The organism is Kiloniella majae, assembly GCF_002118315.1.
Classification (GTDB): domain Bacteria; phylum Pseudomonadota; class Alphaproteobacteria; order Kiloniellales; family Kiloniellaceae; genus Kiloniella; species Kiloniella majae.
Map to the genome: position 1 here is coordinate 606,603 of NZ_MTSZ01000001.1, position 17,994 is coordinate 624,596.

Genomic DNA, 17,994 nt, shown 5'->3' on the forward strand with positions numbered 1-17,994 from the left:
ATTTTATTTAGCTAAGTCTTGTATTCCCATAGCCCCTGCAGTTGAGTACAGTCCGCTAATCTTTAAAGTCAGATACCCCGGCACCGATATCCATAAAATCGCGGCGCATAACCGTTATGTTTTCCAACCTGGCATTATCGGGTATCTGCTCGTCTGTATCCGGTTTAATCTCATTACTCTGACACAAAACGATAGGGTTCGGGCTCATGTCGTTTTCCAATGGTAACATGAAAACTTCCAAAAACATGCGTCGTCCCGAAGACATCCCATGGTTTGAAACAACCCGCATACCGCAAGGCTGTTCAACCACAGAAAAGAATGACTGACTGGCCTTTACCTTGCGTTCATCAGCAACATAATCCAGATAGTTTTGCCCGGTAGGGTCAAAACCCATACGCTCACGCACTGCCGTTCCCGCAAGGCGAAATCGAATAAAATCCTTATTTACCATCTCATAGATAATCAGGCTGGGTAAAATCTGGGGCACTTTTTCTGGAAAAAAACTACTCCGCAGAGGCAAAACACCCTCACGAGGCAAACTTTGCCAGTAGTCCAACAACGCCTGACTACGGGGATGAAAAAGTTCAATAATTGCTCAAACTCCACACTGTCACACAAACAGTTTGATTGTACTATTTCATATAATAGCATTCATTCTTGAGGAAAAAGGTAAAAATTCAACGAATATACAAACTTTTATTTCAATCCTTTAGGAAAGCACCTTACTAATTCCTCAGAAAATTTCACTTCAATAACACATTGTAAACAAAAGAATTTTCGCATAATATTCTATAATAAATTATCCGATCCTGCTTCTAAAATGAGAAATCAATGCCTGTTTACCTAATTCGCCATGGCCAGTCAGAATTCAATGCAACAGCCCGTGACGGAATTGACCCTCTCATCTATGACGCCCCCTTGACGCCCTTGGGTCAATCACAGGCAGACCGGGCACGAGAAATGATTGCAGATCTCAACATTCAGCATGTTATTTGCTCTCCCCTTACCCGCGCAGTTCAGACGGCATTACGTATTTTCAAAGAAGATGTGCCAATAACCATCGAGGCCGGACACAGGGAAATGGTCTGTAACAGCTGTGATGTTGGCCGCCACCCTGATACGCTATCCCGTGACTTTCCAAATCTCTGCTTCGAACACCTTGATGATCACTGGTGGCATAAAGGTCCGGAAAACGAACACGGTGTTCCCCATGAGCCAGAAGATATTTTCAACAAACGTATAGAAGACTTTGCCGCACGTCTGAAAAACACGACTGTGCCCCCACTGGCAACGCGTCCACTCGCTATTGTCGGGCATGGGTTGTTCTTTCAGGGCCTGGTCGGACGCCTGATGGATAACTGCGAAATCATAAGATACAAATAGTCATGGTAAGGCACTCAGCCAATCCAGCGCCGAATACCAATCTCTCCCATAAATCCAACATCCGGATAAATAGCTCCGTACAAGCACCTAGTTGATAAATACTTCGGGGCAACTTGGTTGAGGAAAAGTTTGTCCAGAGATTATCTTTCCCGTAAAAACATTCGACTATTGTTTTAACTGCGATAGCGTCGTGATTTCGGCCTTAAAACTCTCCGCAATTGCCATCAACCAATCCCGAAATGTCTCAACATGTGATAACCCGGTCTTTGCTTTTTCAGTTACAAGGTAATGCGCCCCAATGGGTAGGGCCTCACAGGCAACAGCTGGCACCAGACTTCCCAACTTCAATTCATTTGAAACATACGCCAGATTAGCAAGGGCTATACCATGCCCCGCCACCGCCGCCTGAATAGCAGTATCGTCATGTTCAAACTTAAGGGCACGATCCAGCGCAAGTTCGACATCTCCCGATTTGACGGCCCAACTGCGCCAATCTCTCCCTGTGGGTTCGTTAAAAATCACACGATGATCCTTTAAGTCCTGCAGTAACAACGCTTTCCCACTACTCACTCTTTCTGTTTTACCATTCTTTACAAGTTGCTCTTCCAGATACCCCGGCAGATATCCCGGTGCGCAAACTGGTAACAACCATTCAGTCATAATCAGCTCGCTGTTTTCAGGTACCCTGCTTGCCTTGTCTGCCGGATCGCCCAACTGATAGATAATCGACGCATCAAATCGGCGACTTTGTGCGGTTCCAGGGTAAGTAACGGTTTGCAGACTGATCGGAATATTGGGGTACAAGGCCTCAAACCCCGATAATCGTGGCATCAACCAACGAATGGCAAAGGACGTTGTTACCGAAAGGGTAAAATTGGACACACCGCCCAGTATTTCATCCGTTACCTGCGCAATTTGAAACAATGCCTGATCTGTCACATCATAGAGCTTGCGTCCCTCGTCACTTAATTGGACGCCACGGTGTAATCGCAGGAACAAGGTACATCCCAAATATTCTTCCAGTAACTTGATTTGCCGACTGATGGCACCTTCGGTGACACAAAGTTCACGGGCAGCTTCCTTGAAACTTAAGTGAGAAGCCGCTGCGGTAAAGTGCCTTATGGCAGTCATCGGGGGTAATTTCATTGCAGCCTCTTTGCCCTTACCTATCTTCATTCATAAACTCAATTAAGCAGACAACTTGATTTTTTGTAAAGCCATACTGATTTTAAATCGTTTGAGAAGATACCAGTATTTCGTATTCTTTTTTGCAGAACAAATACCTTTTTCAGAGAAAGTAAATGAAATGCCCAAAGATATTAAAAGTGATCTGGAAAGAATTTTTGCTGATACTCCCGGAAAAAAAAGCTGTATTCACCTGAATAATTGTGGATCATCCCTAATGCCTAAAAGTGTTCTACAAAGTCAGGTTGATCATCTTGAACTAGAAGCAGCGATCGGTGGATATGAAGCTGCAAACAAAAAACATGATGCCATTGAAGCCGTTTATGATTCTGTCGCTCGCTTGATAAATTGTCACAGAGACGAAGTTGCCGTTGTCGAAAACGCAACAGTGGGCTGGGCCATGGCCTTTTATGCTATTCCCTTTCAGGCTGGCGACCGTATTCTGACCGTCGAAGCGGAATATGCCTCTAACTACGTGGCCTATCTGCAAATTGCCAAAGAGAAAAATGTATTCGTCGAAGTAATCCCCAGCGATGAAAATGGCGTCATTTCTCTTGAAACATTGGAAGAAATGATTGACGACCGCGTCCGGGTTATTTCTGTCACCCACGTTCCAACAAATTCCGGTCTGGTGAACCCCGTCGAAGAAATCGGCATAATTGCCCGTAAACATAACATTCTCTACGTCGTTGATGCCTGCCAATCTGCAGGGCAAATGCCGCTGGATGTCGAAAAAATTCAATGCGATGTTCTCTCTGCCACCGCCCGCAAATTTTTACGTGGCCCCCGTGGCGTCGGTTTTGTTTATGTCAGATCATCTGTCATTGAACATCTACACCCGCCCATGATTGATTTGCTTTCGGCCACCTGGGTCAGCGAGAACGAGTATGTGTTAAGATCTGACGCACGGCGGTTCGAAAACTGGGAAAACAACTATGCGGCCAAACTGGGCATGGGGGCTTGCATCGACTATGCACTTGAAATCGGGCTGGAAAACATTCAAGCCAGAATAAACGAACTGGCAAACTATCTACGGGATAACTTACGGGCCATCGACGGTGTAAATCTGCATACCCTGTGCCCCAAGCAATGTGGTATTGTTACCTTCTCTATTAGCGGCAAAGAGTCTGCAGATGCTGTACAAACGATCCTGCAAAAGGGCGTGAATGTCAGCACATCATCACCGTCCAGCACATTACTGGATGCCACCAAAAACAATCTGCCTGTTCTAATCCGTTCGTCCGTGCACTATTACAACGATCATCAGGAACTCGACACGTTTATCAGTATCATCCACGAAATTGCCAAAGAATAATAAACTCAACATATCAAAGATCAGAGAAAAGGAATTAAAAGAGAAGGCATCAAAAACAAACCCAAGCTGCTATTTTTTCACAATAAATTATGCTTCGCACCAAGAGGCTACGTAAGATCGATCAGAAAGTTGACCTAAAAATACGACAAATAGCAGCTTGGTCATATTATGTTTAGAATTTATGACATATCCTGATACCTGCTTGTGAAAATTACACGGTGGTGACACTCCATGTTCATTTCCGCGCAATCGGATTTGTCAGAACTCAAAGAATATCCACGCTTACTTGAGAGCTGGTATTGGTATTCCAGTCTTTGCGAAAAGCTTGGACACCTTCCCTCACGACAAGATATTAACCCGTTGGATATCAAGTTCGCGCTGGGGTATGAAATGCTGGTCGAAAATGATCGCCAGAATAAAAACCCGCGCGTTCGATTGGTTGGCATTGTTGCAGAAGAATTCATGGGCCTGCCTGTCAGTGCTACAGGGAAAACCTATGATACCTTTCTCACGGACGAGAGTAGGGTCGCCGCCTGCGGTAAACTTACGGAAGCACTCGATGAAGGAAAGCCTTTGTTCGGAACAACAACATACGTCCGCAAAGATGGACGAACTCTGGGTTACGCCAGATTAATTTGTCCTCTTCACTCACAAAACAATGAACCGGAAATGGTATTCATCATCTTCCAGGCCTTTACAGAAAACGAAGACCGCGAAACTGGCGCAAAAAAAGAAGAGGCCATGAAACGCTGGCTTTAATTCGATCGATTTAAACCACCTATTTCATTATGAGATAAACGGCCGTCTGATCGTATTGCGTTTAGAATCGTCATATAATATTTAGAATTTATAACATATCCTGATACCTGATTGTAGAAATTACAGAGTAGGTGACACTACATGTTCCTTTCCGCGCAATCGGATTTGTCTGTACTCAAAGAATATCCACGTTTGCTGAAAAGCTGGTATTGGTATTCCGGGCTTTGTGAAAAACTGGGGCGGTTACCTTCCCGCCGGGATATAGACCCCATAGATGTCAAGTTTGCTCTGGGGTATGAGATGCTGATCGAAACAGATCGCAAGAATATGAATCCAAGGGTAAGACTAATCGGAACAATTACCGAGGAATTCACGGGTCTCCCGCACAGTGCAACCGGCAAGACCTACGACGCCTTTCTATCAGACGAGAGCCGTATAAAGGCCTGCAATTATCTTATAACAGCACTTGACCAAGGACAGCCCCTTTTTGGCATTGCAAGGTACGCACGAACGAATGGACAGACCTTTAGTTTCGCTAGGATAATATATCCGCTCTCCCCCCTTGAGAATGAGCCGGAAATGACTTTTGCCATCCTAGAAAAATTTAAGGAGAATGACGACAGAGAAGCGGGCGCCCAAAAAGAAGAATTCATGAAACGCTGGCTTTAATTTAATCGAAAAATCACGCAACTAATTATTTGATAATAAGCCGCTTGGTCATATTCTGTTTAGGATTTATATCTTATCCTGATAGCTGTTTATAATAATTACATCGTGGTGACAGTACATGTTCCTTTCTGCGCAATCGGACTTTTCAGAACTAGAAGAATACCCCCGCTTGCTGCAAAGCTGGCACTGGTATTCTGAACTTTGTGAGAAACTGGGACGGTTACCTTCCCGCCAGGATATAAATCCCGCCGATATTAAATTTGCCCTAGGCTATGAAATGCTGGTCGAAAATGACCGCGAAAATAAAAACCCGCGCGTTCGTCTGGTTGGTATTGTTGCAGAAGAATTTATGGACCTGTCTGTCAGTGGTACAGGTAAAACATATGACGCTTTTCTAGATGACCCCAGCAGAATTAATGTCTGTGATGAAGTGACTAGAGCACTGGACCAAGGACAACCATTGTTCGGGATAATGACCTGCACCCGCAAGGATGGGCGCTCTTTTCACTATGCACGCATTATCTGTCCCCTTCAAAAACTGGAAAACGAACCCGAAATGGTCTTCATTACCTTCCAGTCCTTCACAGAAAACGAAGGTCCCCAATCAGGCACACAAAAAGAAGAAGCCGTGAAGCGTTGGCTATAAAGGTTACTCAGGGGAGTATGTTTACTAAATACCTATTATGAGTACATGGATACATTTTTCTGAATAACCTTCAAGTTAACTGTCTAAAAGGTTCAACTCGAAATTATATAAAACTCAGAAAATCCAACAAGAAAAACATATCGCTATCCCTTCCGCAGAATATAGAAAATCACAAGAACGATGTCTTCTACAGCCTATTTATAGATCCAAACCCTAGATTGCTTCCTTTGAAAGCTTGAGTTTATTTTCGTCTAAAACCCATCTCTTAATAAGCTCTACCATCTGATTGGCAAGTATAGCTTCATCTTCAGCAATTAATTCTGCAATCAACCCCCATGTATTTCCTCCTCGACTTGCTTTAATGGTATTAAGGCTTATCTCATATTCTTTTTTTTGGTTATCTTGTCTAGTTAGCACAATTGTGGATGACAGTTTGTTGTCTCCCCCAAAAAACTTGGGATCTCTGAGATCTGTTACTAGAAGAGATAGCTCCAATGCTACTCCGTCTATCTGATCTGATACTGGAAGGTTTTTAAAAGCTGTTTTGAGGTGCTCAGTAATCTCTTCTGATTTAATATTGGGTTCTTTTTTTATAATAATCGATTTTACGAAATAATTCTCAGAATCATCTTCAAACAATGTTGCTGATGGCACAGGCCTGTATTCATTCTTTGCACAAGCAGTAAGTAAAGCTACAGCTATAATTATTCCCGATATTAAAGATAGTTTTTTCATTAGGCGCCTTTTAAAATTGAATATTCGATTGATATTGCATATTAAAGTTGATTTTTAAGCAAATCTATTAATTAGATCAAGCCTCTAATAGCATTGACACTAAAAAACTATTATCAAAAAATAAGAAACAATCATTATACTTTTTCGCATATTATCATTTGGCAAAAAAGGCGCATATTAGTCACCAAGGGCAACCACTCTTTTATGAGTATCACCAAAAGGACTAATTCGATGAAACCCATCGTAACTGCCAAAGATTTTGATTTTACAGCTGCTGATATCGACTTTCATGTTCGTGAAGCACACCGCCTGCGCTCTGAAGCTGCAGGTCGCCTGTTGACTGCTATGTTCAAATCTATCAAAGATTTCCTGAGTAGCATGAGCTACCACAAAATGAAACACGCCTAAGTCATTGAGCCAGAGCTTCTGTTTCAAAAACTCAGATAGTGCTAACCCCACGGTGTGTTGTTTTCATCCGAAAGGAAACAACACTCATATCATCTGACCAAGTTGAATACGAAGATCGGTTGAATACTCAGGTCTAAAAAAAGAGGATGTCATTTCGACATCCTCTTTTTTTGCCCACAACACAGTTACCAAGACACAGTAATAAGTCTGCTCGATTTTTAAAATCGGGGTTCTCGAGGCCTTAAATCCTTATATTTTAAGGTCTAGAAGCCCAGAATTCTTTAGCGGAAAAATATAAAAACAATAATAGGTTATCAAGAACATCATTCTTGACCAAAGATGATTATTGCCCCCTGTCGCTAACTTGTTATTCTTTTTCGAAACCAAAGAAGCAGTAATCCATTTAGTAAAACGGTTCCTTCCAGATGGCACAAACAGCACTCTTTTCAGAACAAGAAGAACGGGAAATAGATCTGTCGACATGGCCTCGGCAAAGCCAGTACGCCATGTTCAAGGATTTTGCCTCTCCCCATTTCAGCATCACAACACGTATTGATGTCACGGCCATAATGAAGGCAAAACACAGCAATGGCGCTTCCCCCTTCAATGCGATGCTCTTTTGTATCATGCAGGCATTCAATGCCGTGCCAGAACTCCGGACCCGCTTTCGCGACACAAACGGACAACCTTCGGTTATAGAACACAACTGGGTTCATCCCTCGGTCACCGTTCCAATTGAAAATGATCGTTTTGCCTTTTGTGAAATTCCCTATACCCCCGGCTGGCAGGCATTTAACGAAAACTGTCACAGTGCGGTTACAGCAGGAAAAGCGCAAACAGAACTGGATGAAAAAACCGCCAGTACGGATTACTGGATTTTTATGTCCTGCCTTCCCTGGTTAGACTTTACGGACATGCAACACCCCCTGAAAGGGCCGGATGACTGTATTCCCCGTCTGGCATGGGGGAAATTTGTCCCCCGGAAAAACCTATCCGATGCAACAGCATCAAACCAGGAAAGCTGGGATGTTGCAGTTAATCTGACCGCCCATCATGCCCTTGTCGACGGCATACACATGGCACAGTTTTTTCAAAATTTAGAAGGGAATTGTCGCAATTTTTCATAACGTTACCTAATTAACAATAATTGAAATCCATTCCTGCCTTAAAGAGAAAAATGATTTTTAATCACGTACAGATAAAAGTAAAAGACCTTGAAATCAGTAAAGCCTTTTACGACCGGATAATGTCAGCATTGGGATATGATCAGGTTCTGGATATACCGGATATGGTTATCGGTTATGGCACCAGTGTTCACGACATGTTTGAAATACGTCAAGCAGACGAAGAGGCCCCCCTATCCCAGGCAGTTCATATATCTTTTAACGCCCGCGACAGAAAAAGCGTTGATGAGTTTTATCGTATTGCCCTTGAAAATGGCGCAACTTGCAATGGTAAGCCGGGCTTGAGACCTGAATATGAGGAAGGATATTACGCTGCTTTTATTCTGGACCCCGACGGCCATAATATCGAAGCGGTTTACGCTGAATTACGGGAATAGACGTTACCCCCGCTGCATTTCCTGTTTGGGGCTGACACCATAACGGCGGGTAAATGCCCGCGACAGTGCGGCTGAACTGGAAAAACCGATCCGCCCTGCAATGGCCTTTAGCGGCACGCCCTTGACCAGCTCTGTTCGCGCCAGGGTTAAACGCCAGTTCGAAAGATACTGCCCGGGCGTAACACCCACCAGTTTACGAAAGGAATTGGCAAAATGGGTCCTGGACATCGCTGATATCTCGGCAAGGTCTTCCAGGTTCAGGTTGCGGTCCGGGTTGTCATGCATCGCAATAATTGCCAACGAGATATTCGGATCTGCCAAGCCTGCCAATAACCCGACCTCTGTTTGCCCCGCCTCGATCAAATGTCGCAACAGACGTATCACCACGATTTCACAAAGACGATCAATAACAGCACGCCCCCCACAACGCGGGGCAATTGCTTCCTCTAACAAAATATCGGTGACAGCCCGTAACGGAGCCGATTGACCAAGCCGCACAATAACCAGATCAGGAAGCGCCAAAGCGATGGGGTTCGCCTCTCCCCCTGTATCGACGACAGCACACACAAAACCATTTGCACCCTGAGCTTGATCCAAGCTGCTATGTCCGAACGCACCTCGAGAAACAATCTTGAAATCATTGGGCACACCACGTGGATAAAACACCAACAAGGGAACATCTGCTTCCATCCCCTCAAACTCTGGGGCAGACGATGAAATCTGTCCTCGCTGAACAACAAAAAAGTTGGCCTCCCCAATGGGAAATCCAGCATGCAAAATTTCAGCGCCTCCATCCATCTCGGGCCTTAACTTCGTTAGATTATCATGCCCGAGTAAATCCGCGGAGTTTGCGGATTGACTTCCCGTCTCTAACGCTTGTTCCAGCTGAAGATTTTGCCCTTCGATTTCAGATACTGACAGATCACATCCGATGCTCTGCACACGGGCACGAATGTGAAACCTCTGAATAAGGGACGACAATCGATCAGCTTTTTTAAATGATTTTTCCAAGACAATCTCTTTTTCAGCACGTCAATTTTGTACGATAGATCAATTTTTATGCACAAAAAGAACTCCTGAGTTCACTATATTAGAAATCAAGCGCTGAAGTCCAGCCAAATGATTTACCAGACCATATGCCCTTCAGAAAGGTACCCCTTGTAATGCTGATGCCTCGTCAGAAAACCCCGAACCTCTCTTTGCCAACACTCAATGATGGCACTTTTAATCTCAGCAGTGATGGTGCCGAGCGCTATACACTGGTGACTTTCTACCGTGGCCTTCACTGTCCGATCTGTGCCAACTATCTGAAAGAGCTAGAGCGTCTGACCCCTGAATTCGCTGAGCGTGGTGTAAAGACCATTGCCATCAGCTCTGACGGGAAAGAGCGTACAGAAGAAATGGCAGCAAAAATCGACGCCAAGAGCCTGCGTTTTGCCTATGATCTGCCGCTTTCAGTCGCCAGGGAATGGGGGCTCTATATTTCTACGTCCCGCGGCAAGACGTCTATCGGTATCGAAGAACCTGCTCTCTTTTCTGAACCTGGTGTCTTCCTCGTCACACCTGAACAGACACTCTACTATGCTTCAGTCCAGACAATGCCGTTTGTCCGCCCTGTATTCAAAGAAATGATTGGCGCATTGGATTTCGTCATTGCCAACGACTATCCCGGTCGTGGCGAATACACAGGCGAAGTTTAAAATCGAAGTCAGTTAAAGAAAACAGACATATCGAGTTTCTGGAGATAACCCGTATTTTGGCAATGTTGGCGTAGTCAAGATACCTCCTATATCTCCAGAAATGAGTCCCCGGCCCACCACACACACAAGCAGGCCGGGGACTTTTTTATTGCGAGATTCCAAGCGCTAAAAATATCATTCACTCAGATCTATTACTCAACTGCATTTTACAGGCAGTGCCCATGCAGGATCCTTGTGCTTATCCCAATAAAGCTGATGCACTTGCCTATATACCAGGCCAAGCTGACCATCACCGACAGCAGCGTTATTTAACCGTGTTACAGGCATAACCCCGCCAGCGGTGGACGAGATAAAAATTTCATCTGCAGCAATCAACTCATCCCGGGATATTTGAGTTGCTTCACAAGTAATACCTAACTCAGCACAGAGATCAAAAACTGTCTGACGAGTGATGCCCAGTAACACGCCACTGTCTGGTGTTGTCACAAAGCCATCTTTGACAGCAAAAACATTAAAACCGGGACCTTCCGCAATATTACCCTGATTGTTAATCAACAGTGTCGTTTCTGCCCCTTTTTCATAGGCATCATAAAGCCCCTGAACCAGATCCAGCCAATGATAATTTTTTATCGAGGGATCAACTGAGCTTGATGGAATACGAACCCTGTCACTGATCGCAAGGTGTAATCCCCGCTCCATCTGCGTCTTGTTCGCAACAGATCCAAAGGGAATGGCAAAAGCCATGAAGCGATTTACAGCATTTCGGGGATCGCGACTAAAATCAGGAGAGTTTCCCCGTGTACAAATCAGCTCGACATAAGCATCCTGATGCCCCGACAAAGCCACACAATTTTGTAGAATTTCGGTTACCGCCGTCCTGTCATAAGCAATAGACATGTGAAGCTTTTCCAAGCCAGCAAAGAAACGATCCAGATGTAAATCAAGTCTGAAAAAAGCCCCTTGCCAAACATGGACAACATCATAGGTAGCATCAGAATGCAGGAAGCCATAATCCAGAACAGAAACTTTCGCCTGATCCATAGGGACATATTGATCGTCAAGAAAAGCGATACCCATGGGGTAACGATGAGGATCGCGATAGGTTTGCGTTACTTGTGGTAAGGGCATCAGATCTCCAACTTTTGGGAGCATGAAAAATCAGAACTATTCACGAGCTGTTAGCTAACAGCCCTTTTCCCGATGCAGTCAATAAGTTTTCGCGACTAACAGCTCCCATCTATCTTTTAACAACCTAATCTATTTCTAGAACCGTGCGAGTGATCACTTCACCATCTTCGTCAAAATCATATTCGTGCTGAAAGCCAAACTTGGAGAGAATATGCAAAGACGCAGCATTTTTCTTTTGCGCAAAAGCATGGATCTTCTTCATACCCAGCTTCTCTCTCCCAAAATCAAGTACCGCTCGCGCAGCCTCTGTGGCCAGGCCACCCCCCCAGAATTCCGGTAACAGGCCATAGGAAAGTTCTATCATTTCACTATCAGGCATATCATCGGTTTCATTCTCTTCCCGTAAGCCACATTCACCCATGAATGCTTGACTTTTACGATCAAAAACAGCCCAGAGACCAAAGCCACGGCGCTGCCAGTGATCGGTTATAATTGCGAGCTGAGAATCACTTTCCTGACGGGTTTGTGTGCCAATTTTACGGATCGCCATAACCTGATCATTGCCATAAAGTTGGAACAAAATATCACCGTCTTTTGAAGAAAAAGGGCGCAGGATTAATCGCTCGGTCATAAGGGTGTTGCCGGCAAGGGTTTGAGCAGAGGAGATTTTGGCATGCATGAGAATGAACCTGATGGGAAAAAATTTGAGAACAAAAGCTAACAGAGAAATCAATAATCCATACGGTCTATTTTAGAGACCATTTGGATTTCTGATAACAACACATGACTTCCTTTATAACCTAACAAAAGAAAGACGAATCATAGAGAGTTGATTTTATTTACTTTTCTCATGGAAGATAAAACCAATAAAATTCATCAACAGTTGTGCTGCCAGTATCTGCGTACTTTCCGTAGGGTCATAAGCGGGGGCAACCTCAACCAGATCAATCCCGACAACATTCCCCTGTTTGGTCAGCCCCTGTAAAATTTCCAACACATCGTAATAGGCAAAACCACCATGACTGGGGGTCCCTGTCCCCGGTGCGATAGACGGACAGAACGCATCAATATCAATGGTCACATAATAACGTTTATTTTTCGGTATTCGATCAAGAACACCTTCGGTACCAAGCTTGCGTACCTGACGAACGGAGAGAATATCAGATCCCCGAGAACGAGCATCGTCGTAACCTTCTTTAGCTGTAGAAGACACATTACGAATACCCAATTGTGTCATGCCGGATACGTAATCTTTTTCAATCGCCCGCCGCATAGGGTTGCCATGCCCATGGGTCACACCATGTCGCTCATCTACAAAGTCCAGATGCGCATCAATTTGCACAACATGAATGGAGCCCTTTTCTGCCGCATCATCCGCAAAAGCATTTATACAGGGAATATTAATGGAATGGTCACCACCGATGACAACCGGCAACGCACCCGCAGAGAGAACTTTACGAACACCCAGCTCTATGTTGGCATGACTTTTTTCCGTTTGCGTGTGGATAATATCCGCATCCCCGATATCCACAATACGGACATCAGATCCTAAGTAGGTCGCTTCATCTTCGTGGTCATAGGCACCCGCATGGCCAAAAGAAAAAAGGGTCGATGCTTCTCGTACGGCCCGGGGACCAAAACGTGCCCCGGCTCGCCACTGTGTGCCAAAATCAAAAGGTGCGCCCAGAACAGCGACATCTGCATCGATTTTGTCCCAATCAGCAACATACTCCCGTTTGCCAAAAGTTGAAATTCCAACAAAGGGCAAATCTAACCGCCCTGCTTCGTAACCATGATCTGCCATTATTTACTCCATCTGCTACCAAGCCTGACAAAGGCCTGTTCACCAAATTGAGCCAGATCTCATTACATTATAAAATATGATTTTAATTATCTTTACATTGTATTTTATAATGTAATATGAAAACTCATTAACGAAGAGAACAAAGCCATGAGCCTCTTTTCAGAAAAACTTCTCCGTACTTTTTGCAAGGTCGTGGAACACGGTGGATTTTCCGGTGCACAATATGACCTCGGCATAAGCCAACCAGCCATTAGCAATCATATCCGTGATCTGGAAATCATCCTGGGCTATCGCTTGTGTGAACGGGGACGAAGCGGCTTTCACTTAACGGATAGAGGACAACAAACTTATGAGAGATGCCGAAAAATGCTGATCCAGTTTGAGGACTTCGAAAGTGATCTCCTTGGATTACGAAACACCTTGAAAGGATCATTACGAATTGGCGTAGTAGATGCACACCTGACAAACCCTGCTCTTCCCATCAGCACAGCAATAAATAATTTTTTCGACAGAGAAAATGATATCCAGTTTCAGTTTCATGTCGCACCGCCTAATGAACTTGAGCTGGAGCTCATCAACGGTACTCTACACCTTGCCATCGGCCCTTTTACGCAAAAAATCGAAGGCCTCAGTTATCAGTATTTGTCTTCAGAACATCATTCTCTCTATTGCGGTACGTCACATCCTCTTTTCAACGCCTCTTCCGATAAGATCACCCCGCAGATAATAGAAGACCATCAACTCTGTCTGCGCAGCTACAATACCCATTCCGGTCTGGAGTTGTTGAAAGGCAAAGGTCAGACCGCACTGGTTTCCAATATGGAAGCACAGGCCAGCCTGATCCTAAGCGGAAAATTCCTGGGGGCTTTACCCGACCACTATGCAAAGAGATGGGTAGCTCGGGGAGACCTAAAAGCTCTGAAACATAAAGATTTGAGCTGGACGTCAGACTTTCATCTCGCAACACGACAATCCCCTGCTCAACGAGAAATCATAAAACTTTTTACACAGGATTTTTTAAATCTAATCCCCCTAGAAACATCACCCGATTAAACTATTCTGCGACAATAACTTCGCCATTGCGGAACATTTGAAGCAGAAGATTAATCCGATGGTCTCCCTTGAACTCTGGCCGATGCACCAACGCAATATTGATCTCTGCATTTCCGCCTTCCAAAGGAAAGACCGCAGCTCTGTTCTCCAACTCGAAACTCTCAACGATGGACCGTGGCAAAACAGAAGCACAGAGCCCCGCTTTGATACAGGCGAGAATACCGTCCAGTGTCGAAATCTCCATCATCCTGGGGGCGGTTAGATTTTGTGCCCGATACCAGTCAATTGCAAAATTGCGATAGCCACAGCCTTCCTGAATCAAAACCATGATTGGCAATTCCAGCGCCTGTTCCAGTCTGGTTAGGCCTTTTGGCGCAATGTAAACCAATGGCTCGGTAAAAAGCATATGCGTTGTTAAGTTATCCTGATCTGTACTGCGTTTTCGACGATCAACCACAACCGCCGCATCCAGACGACATTCATTCACCGCGTTATTGAGAAAGCCTGAGACCCCGGTATCCACAGAGATTTCTGCATCCGGATGAAAACGACGGTATTCCGTGATAAAGCGTGGCAACAGATGAGATGCCTGCGTATCCACAAACCCCATTCGGATATGACCGACATCCCCGGGGTTTACCGCTCCCTTTGCTGCCCGTTCCAAAGTCAGCATGGCATTGGCATACTCCAACAGCTTCTCTGCCTCATGCGTCGGCACCAAACGACGATGTGCCCGCAGGAAAAGCGAAACACCCAGCTCGTTTTCCAGCTTTCGAATACGAGCCGTCACATTGGGCTGTACTGTATTCAAACTTTCTGCCGCAGCCGTCACACTGCCCAGATCCATCACCAGTTTAAATGTACGTAATGCCGATAAGTCCATCTTTGCCGATCCCATAAAATCAATAGTTCGCATCATTATTTTTTATTTATTAATAAAAACAAACTATTTTTTTTGATTTTATTTTTATTGTTAACTTTCTTCTGTTCAGCCTTCGTTAAAAAATCATCCCTGAAAAAGAGATACCAGAAGCTTGAGTCAACACAGAACAACTGGTCCGGATCACAATTGGGCCAACTAAAGAAAGTTTATCAGGAGCCCGTAATGACCTTTGAAATCTGGATCGCCTTTGTTTTTGCCGCGAGCGCAAATATTCTCGCCCCCGGTCCCGCGATTGTGCTTGCGATCAGAAACGGTTTGTCATTGGGGATGGGAAAAACAATCTATTCAACCCTAGGCAATGTTGTAGCCATTGGCTGTGTTGGCCTCGCTGTTACACTTGGCTTAGGGGCAATCATAACGACAGAACCAAAAATCCTTTCCGTTCTGCGGGTTCTGGGCGGTAGCTACCTACTCTGGCTCGCCTATCAGAACTGGCAAAGGGGCATGATCTCGCTTGACCATCTTTCCCTGGATGACGAGAACGCAACAGATACTACGGGGGATGCCGGAGCCGACACCGATTGCATCCACCGTTCCTCTGCGTCATCACGTCAAAGCCAGAGATCTGCCCCTTATCTTTTCCGCCAATCTCTGCTGGTTGGTCTGACAAATCCAAAGATGATTATCTTCCTGCTTGCCCTCTTCCCACTCTTTCTAAATACAGAGGTCGCAACCACACCACAGCTCCTGCTCATGACAGGAACCTTTATGGGGCTATCCTTTCTCTCTCTCAGTGCCTTTGCCTATACCGCCGTCAAGCTATCTCGCCTGATCCGAAAACCGGCAACTGTCACCTTTATCAACAAGTTCATCGCCCTCATCTTTTTCGGCTTTGGTTCCAGCCTCATCTATTTCGGCATGACAACGATATAATTTTTCGTTCTTTTTGTTCCGGTACAATTCAGCCTCAAACCTAAGGTATGATCGCTTTATCTTGAAACATTTTCCCGGATGGTGTTTGCTGAATTCAAAAGCTAGGAAAAATAAGGCGTTCGATTGCGATAGGGAGAGGCAAAATCATGCCAGCAATAAACGGGAAAAACAGTACCTCGCGCTACAGAAATGCCCTACCTCAACTCAAAGGGGGCATATTTCTTACCGATGCTGGAATAGAGACGGATTTAATTTTTAATCGCGAAATCCCGATTAAAGCTTTTGCCGCACATACTCTTTTGCCCGATGAAAAAGGTCGCGCGGCACTGACGGATTATTATTTGGGTTTTCTATCTCTCGCGCAACAAATGAACACTGGTTTCATCCTTGATGGACAAACATGGAAAGCGCATGCTCATTGGGCTGATGACCTTGGGGAAGACATTAACACCATTGAATCAGCAAACCGGGATTCTATTGCTTACATTGCAGATTTACGTGAAATGCGGGCCCAAAAAAACCAGCACCCCATCGTATTAAACGCATCACTCGGCCCGCGCGGTGATGCCTATGCTCCGGACTATCAAATTTCAGTAAAAGAAGCCGAAGACTATCATGCTCAACAGGTAAACTGGCTTGCCACAACCGCTGTCGATATGCTTACCGCTGCGACTTTTACGCAGTCAGAAGAAGCGATCGGGGCCGTACGTGCCGCACAAAAAGCAGAGATACCCATCGCAATTTCTTTTACGGTCGAAACAGATGGCTTACTCCCTACCGGGCAATCGCTTGCTGATGCCATTGATCAGGTTGACCGGGAAACCAACTCGCAGGCGATTTATTTCATGATCAACTGCGCACATCCTGACCACTTCCCTAACGATTTGTCAGACAGAAATTTGAGGGATCATAACTGGGCAAAAAGAATAAAAGGCATCCGCTGTAATGCATCCCGGATGAGCCATGCAGAACTGGATAATTGTGAGACACTTGATGCTGGAAACCCCAGCGAGTTGGCCCAACAATATCAGGAAATCTATGCCAGAATGCCGTGGCTCAATATTTTTGGTGGTTGCTGTGGTTCAGACCTGCGTCACGTGACGGAAATCGCGCGCTCAATCCTGCCTGATCCCGGCACATAATTACCTAACGGTTCCAGACTAGAAGGCGATATATTTTGTTTTGATAACTACTCCTGAGCGGACCAAAGTCATGCATCCGCAAGCGAGGGATAAATAAACTCTTCAACGCCATCCAGACCCGCGCCAATATCAATAAATTGCCTTTTGAAAATCTTCAGATAATCAAGATTTTCCGTATTGCTATCCGGAATACGTTTTTCACAATCCAGTTCATTTTTTTGAAAAAGGATCATCGGGTTCCCCCCGTCACTATTCAGCAAGGGAAGGCCAACGCTTTCAAGACAAATGCTCAACCCGTTTTGCATGACCTGTTCAACAACACCGACAATACCACACGGTTTATTCACAACCGTCCAAAGAGACTGTGATGCCTGTATTCTGCGATCTTTTCCAACAAGGTCCAGATAATTCCCCCCCTTACATGCGTCCCCGAATTTTTCGCTCAGGTTCGACCCAAGCAGGCGGATCTTGATATAATCGTCCGAGATCATCTCGTAGATCATAAAATTGGGGAGTAATGACGGCACTTCTTCAGGGAGAAAACTATCACGCGACGGCGCATAACCATCGCGAGGTAAATCAAGCCAGTACCGATAAAACTCTGCAGATTTCGGATGTCTAAAATCCATAAACAGCAACAGCCTTTTCTTATATTCACGCAAGCAAAGCAGCTTCCAGAACAGGAGTTGC

Annotated in this window: 21 protein-coding genes; 12 read left to right on the forward strand and 9 right to left on the reverse strand. The window is 45.0% G+C overall.

The genetic code is table 11. The features are described from left to right. Positions 1–55 precede the first annotated feature (55 nt). Entirely contained in the window at positions 56–592 is a 537-nt protein-coding gene (locus tag BKB51_RS02900) for a PAS domain-containing protein (RefSeq protein ID WP_085899586.1), read from the reverse strand. Positions 593–831: 239 nt separating this feature from the next. On the opposite strand from BKB51_RS02900, the gene BKB51_RS02905 reads away from it, so the two are divergent. After that, positions 832–1,383, forward strand: a complete 552-nt coding sequence (locus tag BKB51_RS02905) for a histidine phosphatase family protein (protein WP_085899587.1) — start codon at positions 832–834, stop codon at positions 1,381–1,383. A 165-nt stretch (positions 1,384–1,548) separates the two neighbouring features. On the opposite strand, the gene BKB51_RS02910 is transcribed toward BKB51_RS02905, so the two are convergent. Further along, the gene (locus BKB51_RS02910; RefSeq protein WP_218043939.1) at positions 1,549–2,559 is read right to left on the reverse strand and encodes a LysR substrate-binding domain-containing protein; all 1,011 of its coding nucleotides are present in this window, start codon (positions 2,557–2,559) and stop codon (positions 1,549–1,551) included. 130 nt (positions 2,560–2,689) lie between these two features. Here BKB51_RS02910 and BKB51_RS02915 point away from each other — a divergent pair, with 130 nt between their 5' ends. The 4 genes from BKB51_RS02915 to BKB51_RS02930 all read left to right on the forward strand — a co-directional run bounded on the left by BKB51_RS02915 (position 2,690) and on the right by BKB51_RS02930 (position 5,957). Beyond that, on the forward strand, positions 2,690–3,883 hold the full coding sequence (locus BKB51_RS02915) for an aminotransferase class V-fold PLP-dependent enzyme (RefSeq protein ID WP_085899588.1): 1,194 nt from the start codon (positions 2,690–2,692) through the stop codon (positions 3,881–3,883). A 231-nt stretch (positions 3,884–4,114) separates the two neighbouring features. Next, on the forward strand, positions 4,115–4,642 hold the full coding sequence (locus BKB51_RS02920) for a PAS domain-containing protein (RefSeq protein WP_085899589.1): 528 nt from the start codon (positions 4,115–4,117) through the stop codon (positions 4,640–4,642). A 141-nt stretch (positions 4,643–4,783) separates the two neighbouring features. Further along, on the forward strand, positions 4,784–5,311 hold the full coding sequence (locus BKB51_RS02925) for a PAS domain-containing protein (protein WP_085899590.1): 528 nt from the start codon (positions 4,784–4,786) through the stop codon (positions 5,309–5,311). A 118-nt stretch (positions 5,312–5,429) separates the two neighbouring features. Then, positions 5,430–5,957, forward strand: coding sequence for a PAS domain-containing protein (locus BKB51_RS02930; RefSeq protein WP_085899591.1), 528 nt, complete (start codon positions 5,430–5,432; stop codon positions 5,955–5,957). Positions 5,958–6,170: 213 nt separating this feature from the next. Here BKB51_RS02930 and BKB51_RS02935 read toward each other — a convergent pair whose 3' ends face one another. Next, positions 6,171–6,692: a hypothetical protein gene (locus BKB51_RS02935; protein WP_085899592.1), complete on the reverse strand. Its 522-nt coding sequence runs from the start codon at positions 6,690–6,692 to the stop codon at positions 6,171–6,173. Between the two features lie 231 nt (positions 6,693–6,923). On the opposite strand from BKB51_RS02935, the gene BKB51_RS20705 reads away from it, so the two are divergent. The 3 genes from BKB51_RS20705 to BKB51_RS02945 all read left to right on the forward strand — a co-directional run bounded on the left by BKB51_RS20705 (position 6,924) and on the right by BKB51_RS02945 (position 8,661). After that, positions 6,924–7,100 (forward strand): RSP_7527 family protein, encoded by a 177-nt coding sequence (locus tag BKB51_RS20705; protein ID WP_158090125.1) that lies wholly within the window; start codon positions 6,924–6,926, stop codon positions 7,098–7,100. Between the two features lie 425 nt (positions 7,101–7,525). After that, entirely contained in the window at positions 7,526–8,227 is a 702-nt protein-coding gene (locus BKB51_RS02940; RefSeq protein WP_085899593.1) for a CatA-like O-acetyltransferase, read from the forward strand. A gap of 50 nt (positions 8,228–8,277) precedes the next feature. Beyond that, a complete protein-coding gene (locus BKB51_RS02945) occupies positions 8,278–8,661 on the forward strand; it encodes a VOC family protein (protein WP_085899594.1) in 384 nt (127 codons plus the stop codon). A 3-nt stretch (positions 8,662–8,664) separates the two neighbouring features. Here the strand turns inward: BKB51_RS02945 and BKB51_RS02950 are convergent, their stop codons facing one another. Then, entirely contained in the window at positions 8,665–9,672 is a 1,008-nt protein-coding gene (locus tag BKB51_RS02950; RefSeq protein ID WP_085899595.1) for a helix-turn-helix transcriptional regulator, read from the reverse strand. A 152-nt stretch (positions 9,673–9,824) separates the two neighbouring features. Between BKB51_RS02950 and BKB51_RS02955 the strand changes: the two genes are divergently transcribed. Next, complete coding sequence (locus BKB51_RS02955) at positions 9,825–10,361, forward strand: peroxiredoxin-like family protein (protein ID WP_085899596.1); 537 nt, start codon at positions 9,825–9,827, stop codon at positions 10,359–10,361. Between the two features lie 195 nt (positions 10,362–10,556). Here the strand turns inward: BKB51_RS02955 and BKB51_RS02960 are convergent, their stop codons facing one another. The 3 genes from BKB51_RS02960 to speB form a co-directional block, all read right to left on the reverse strand. Continuing rightward, positions 10,557–11,489: an aminotransferase class IV gene (locus tag BKB51_RS02960; RefSeq protein WP_085899597.1), complete on the reverse strand. Its 933-nt coding sequence runs from the start codon at positions 11,487–11,489 to the stop codon at positions 10,557–10,559. Between the two features lie 124 nt (positions 11,490–11,613). Next, positions 11,614–12,168 (reverse strand): GNAT family N-acetyltransferase, encoded by a 555-nt coding sequence (locus BKB51_RS02965; protein WP_085899598.1) that lies wholly within the window; start codon positions 12,166–12,168, stop codon positions 11,614–11,616. A 156-nt stretch (positions 12,169–12,324) separates the two neighbouring features. Further along, the gene (gene speB / locus BKB51_RS02970; protein ID WP_085899599.1) at positions 12,325–13,293 is read right to left on the reverse strand and encodes an agmatinase; all 969 of its coding nucleotides are present in this window, start codon (positions 13,291–13,293) and stop codon (positions 12,325–12,327) included. A 147-nt stretch (positions 13,294–13,440) separates the two neighbouring features. Here speB and BKB51_RS02975 point away from each other — a divergent pair, with 147 nt between their 5' ends. Next, positions 13,441–14,346 carry a LysR family transcriptional regulator gene (locus tag BKB51_RS02975; protein ID WP_085899600.1) on the forward strand — a complete coding sequence of 302 codons (906 nt, stop codon included), beginning with the start codon at positions 13,441–13,443 and terminating at the stop codon, positions 14,344–14,346. A gap of 1 nt (position 14,347) precedes the next feature. On the opposite strand, the gene BKB51_RS02980 is transcribed toward BKB51_RS02975, so the two are convergent. Continuing rightward, complete coding sequence (locus BKB51_RS02980) at positions 14,348–15,229, reverse strand: LysR family transcriptional regulator (protein WP_158090126.1); 882 nt, start codon at positions 15,227–15,229, stop codon at positions 14,348–14,350. Positions 15,230–15,451: 222 nt separating this feature from the next. Here BKB51_RS02980 and BKB51_RS02985 point away from each other — a divergent pair, with 222 nt between their 5' ends. Both BKB51_RS02985 and BKB51_RS02990 read left to right on the forward strand, forming a co-directional pair. Continuing rightward, positions 15,452–16,162: a LysE family translocator gene (locus BKB51_RS02985; RefSeq protein WP_085899602.1), complete on the forward strand. Its 711-nt coding sequence runs from the start codon at positions 15,452–15,454 to the stop codon at positions 16,160–16,162. A 146-nt stretch (positions 16,163–16,308) separates the two neighbouring features. Next, positions 16,309–17,304: a homocysteine S-methyltransferase family protein gene (locus BKB51_RS02990; RefSeq protein ID WP_085899603.1), complete on the forward strand. Its 996-nt coding sequence runs from the start codon at positions 16,309–16,311 to the stop codon at positions 17,302–17,304. A 68-nt stretch (positions 17,305–17,372) separates the two neighbouring features. Here the strand turns inward: BKB51_RS02990 and BKB51_RS02995 are convergent, their stop codons facing one another. Further along, the gene (locus BKB51_RS02995; protein WP_125911769.1) at positions 17,373–17,933 is read right to left on the reverse strand and encodes a PAS domain-containing protein; all 561 of its coding nucleotides are present in this window, start codon (positions 17,931–17,933) and stop codon (positions 17,373–17,375) included. Positions 17,934–17,994 lie beyond the last annotated feature (61 nt).

Excerpts from the sequence above, each read along its gene's own strand:
- BKB51_RS02905 (WP_085899587.1), top strand. The coding sequence starts at position 832 with ATGCCTGTTTACCTAATTCGCCATGGCCAGTCAGAATTCAATGCAACA.
- BKB51_RS02910 (WP_218043939.1), bottom strand. The coding sequence starts at position 2,559 with ATGAAGATAGGTAAGGGCAAAGAGGCTGCAATGAAATTACCCCCGATG.
- BKB51_RS02915 (WP_085899588.1), top strand. The coding sequence starts at position 2,690 with ATGCCCAAAGATATTAAAAGTGATCTGGAAAGAATTTTTGCTGATACT.
- BKB51_RS02920 (WP_085899589.1), top strand. The coding sequence starts at position 4,115 with ATGTTCATTTCCGCGCAATCGGATTTGTCAGAACTCAAAGAATATCCA.
- BKB51_RS02925 (WP_085899590.1), top strand. The coding sequence starts at position 4,784 with ATGTTCCTTTCCGCGCAATCGGATTTGTCTGTACTCAAAGAATATCCA.
- BKB51_RS02930 (WP_085899591.1), top strand. The coding sequence starts at position 5,430 with ATGTTCCTTTCTGCGCAATCGGACTTTTCAGAACTAGAAGAATACCCC.
- BKB51_RS02935 (WP_085899592.1), bottom strand. The coding sequence starts at position 6,692 with ATGAAAAAACTATCTTTAATATCGGGAATAATTATAGCTGTAGCTTTA.
- BKB51_RS20705 (WP_158090125.1), top strand. The coding sequence starts at position 6,924 with ATGAAACCCATCGTAACTGCCAAAGATTTTGATTTTACAGCTGCTGAT.
- BKB51_RS02940 (WP_085899593.1), top strand. The coding sequence starts at position 7,526 with ATGGCACAAACAGCACTCTTTTCAGAACAAGAAGAACGGGAAATAGAT.
- BKB51_RS02945 (WP_085899594.1), top strand. The coding sequence starts at position 8,278 with ATGATTTTTAATCACGTACAGATAAAAGTAAAAGACCTTGAAATCAGT.
- BKB51_RS02955 (WP_085899596.1), top strand. The coding sequence starts at position 9,825 with ATGCTGATGCCTCGTCAGAAAACCCCGAACCTCTCTTTGCCAACACTC.
- BKB51_RS02960 (WP_085899597.1), bottom strand. The coding sequence starts at position 11,489 with ATGCCCTTACCACAAGTAACGCAAACCTATCGCGATCCTCATCGTTAC.
- BKB51_RS02965 (WP_085899598.1), bottom strand. The coding sequence starts at position 12,168 with ATGCATGCCAAAATCTCCTCTGCTCAAACCCTTGCCGGCAACACCCTT.
- speB (WP_085899599.1), bottom strand. The coding sequence starts at position 13,293 with ATGGCAGATCATGGTTACGAAGCAGGGCGGTTAGATTTGCCCTTTGTT.
- BKB51_RS02975 (WP_085899600.1), top strand. The coding sequence starts at position 13,441 with ATGAGCCTCTTTTCAGAAAAACTTCTCCGTACTTTTTGCAAGGTCGTG.
- BKB51_RS02980 (WP_158090126.1), bottom strand. The coding sequence starts at position 15,229 with ATGGACTTATCGGCATTACGTACATTTAAACTGGTGATGGATCTGGGC.
- BKB51_RS02985 (WP_085899602.1), top strand. The coding sequence starts at position 15,452 with ATGACCTTTGAAATCTGGATCGCCTTTGTTTTTGCCGCGAGCGCAAAT.
- BKB51_RS02990 (WP_085899603.1), top strand. The coding sequence starts at position 16,309 with ATGCCAGCAATAAACGGGAAAAACAGTACCTCGCGCTACAGAAATGCC.
- BKB51_RS02995 (WP_125911769.1), bottom strand. The coding sequence starts at position 17,933 with ATGGATTTTAGACATCCGAAATCTGCAGAGTTTTATCGGTACTGGCTT.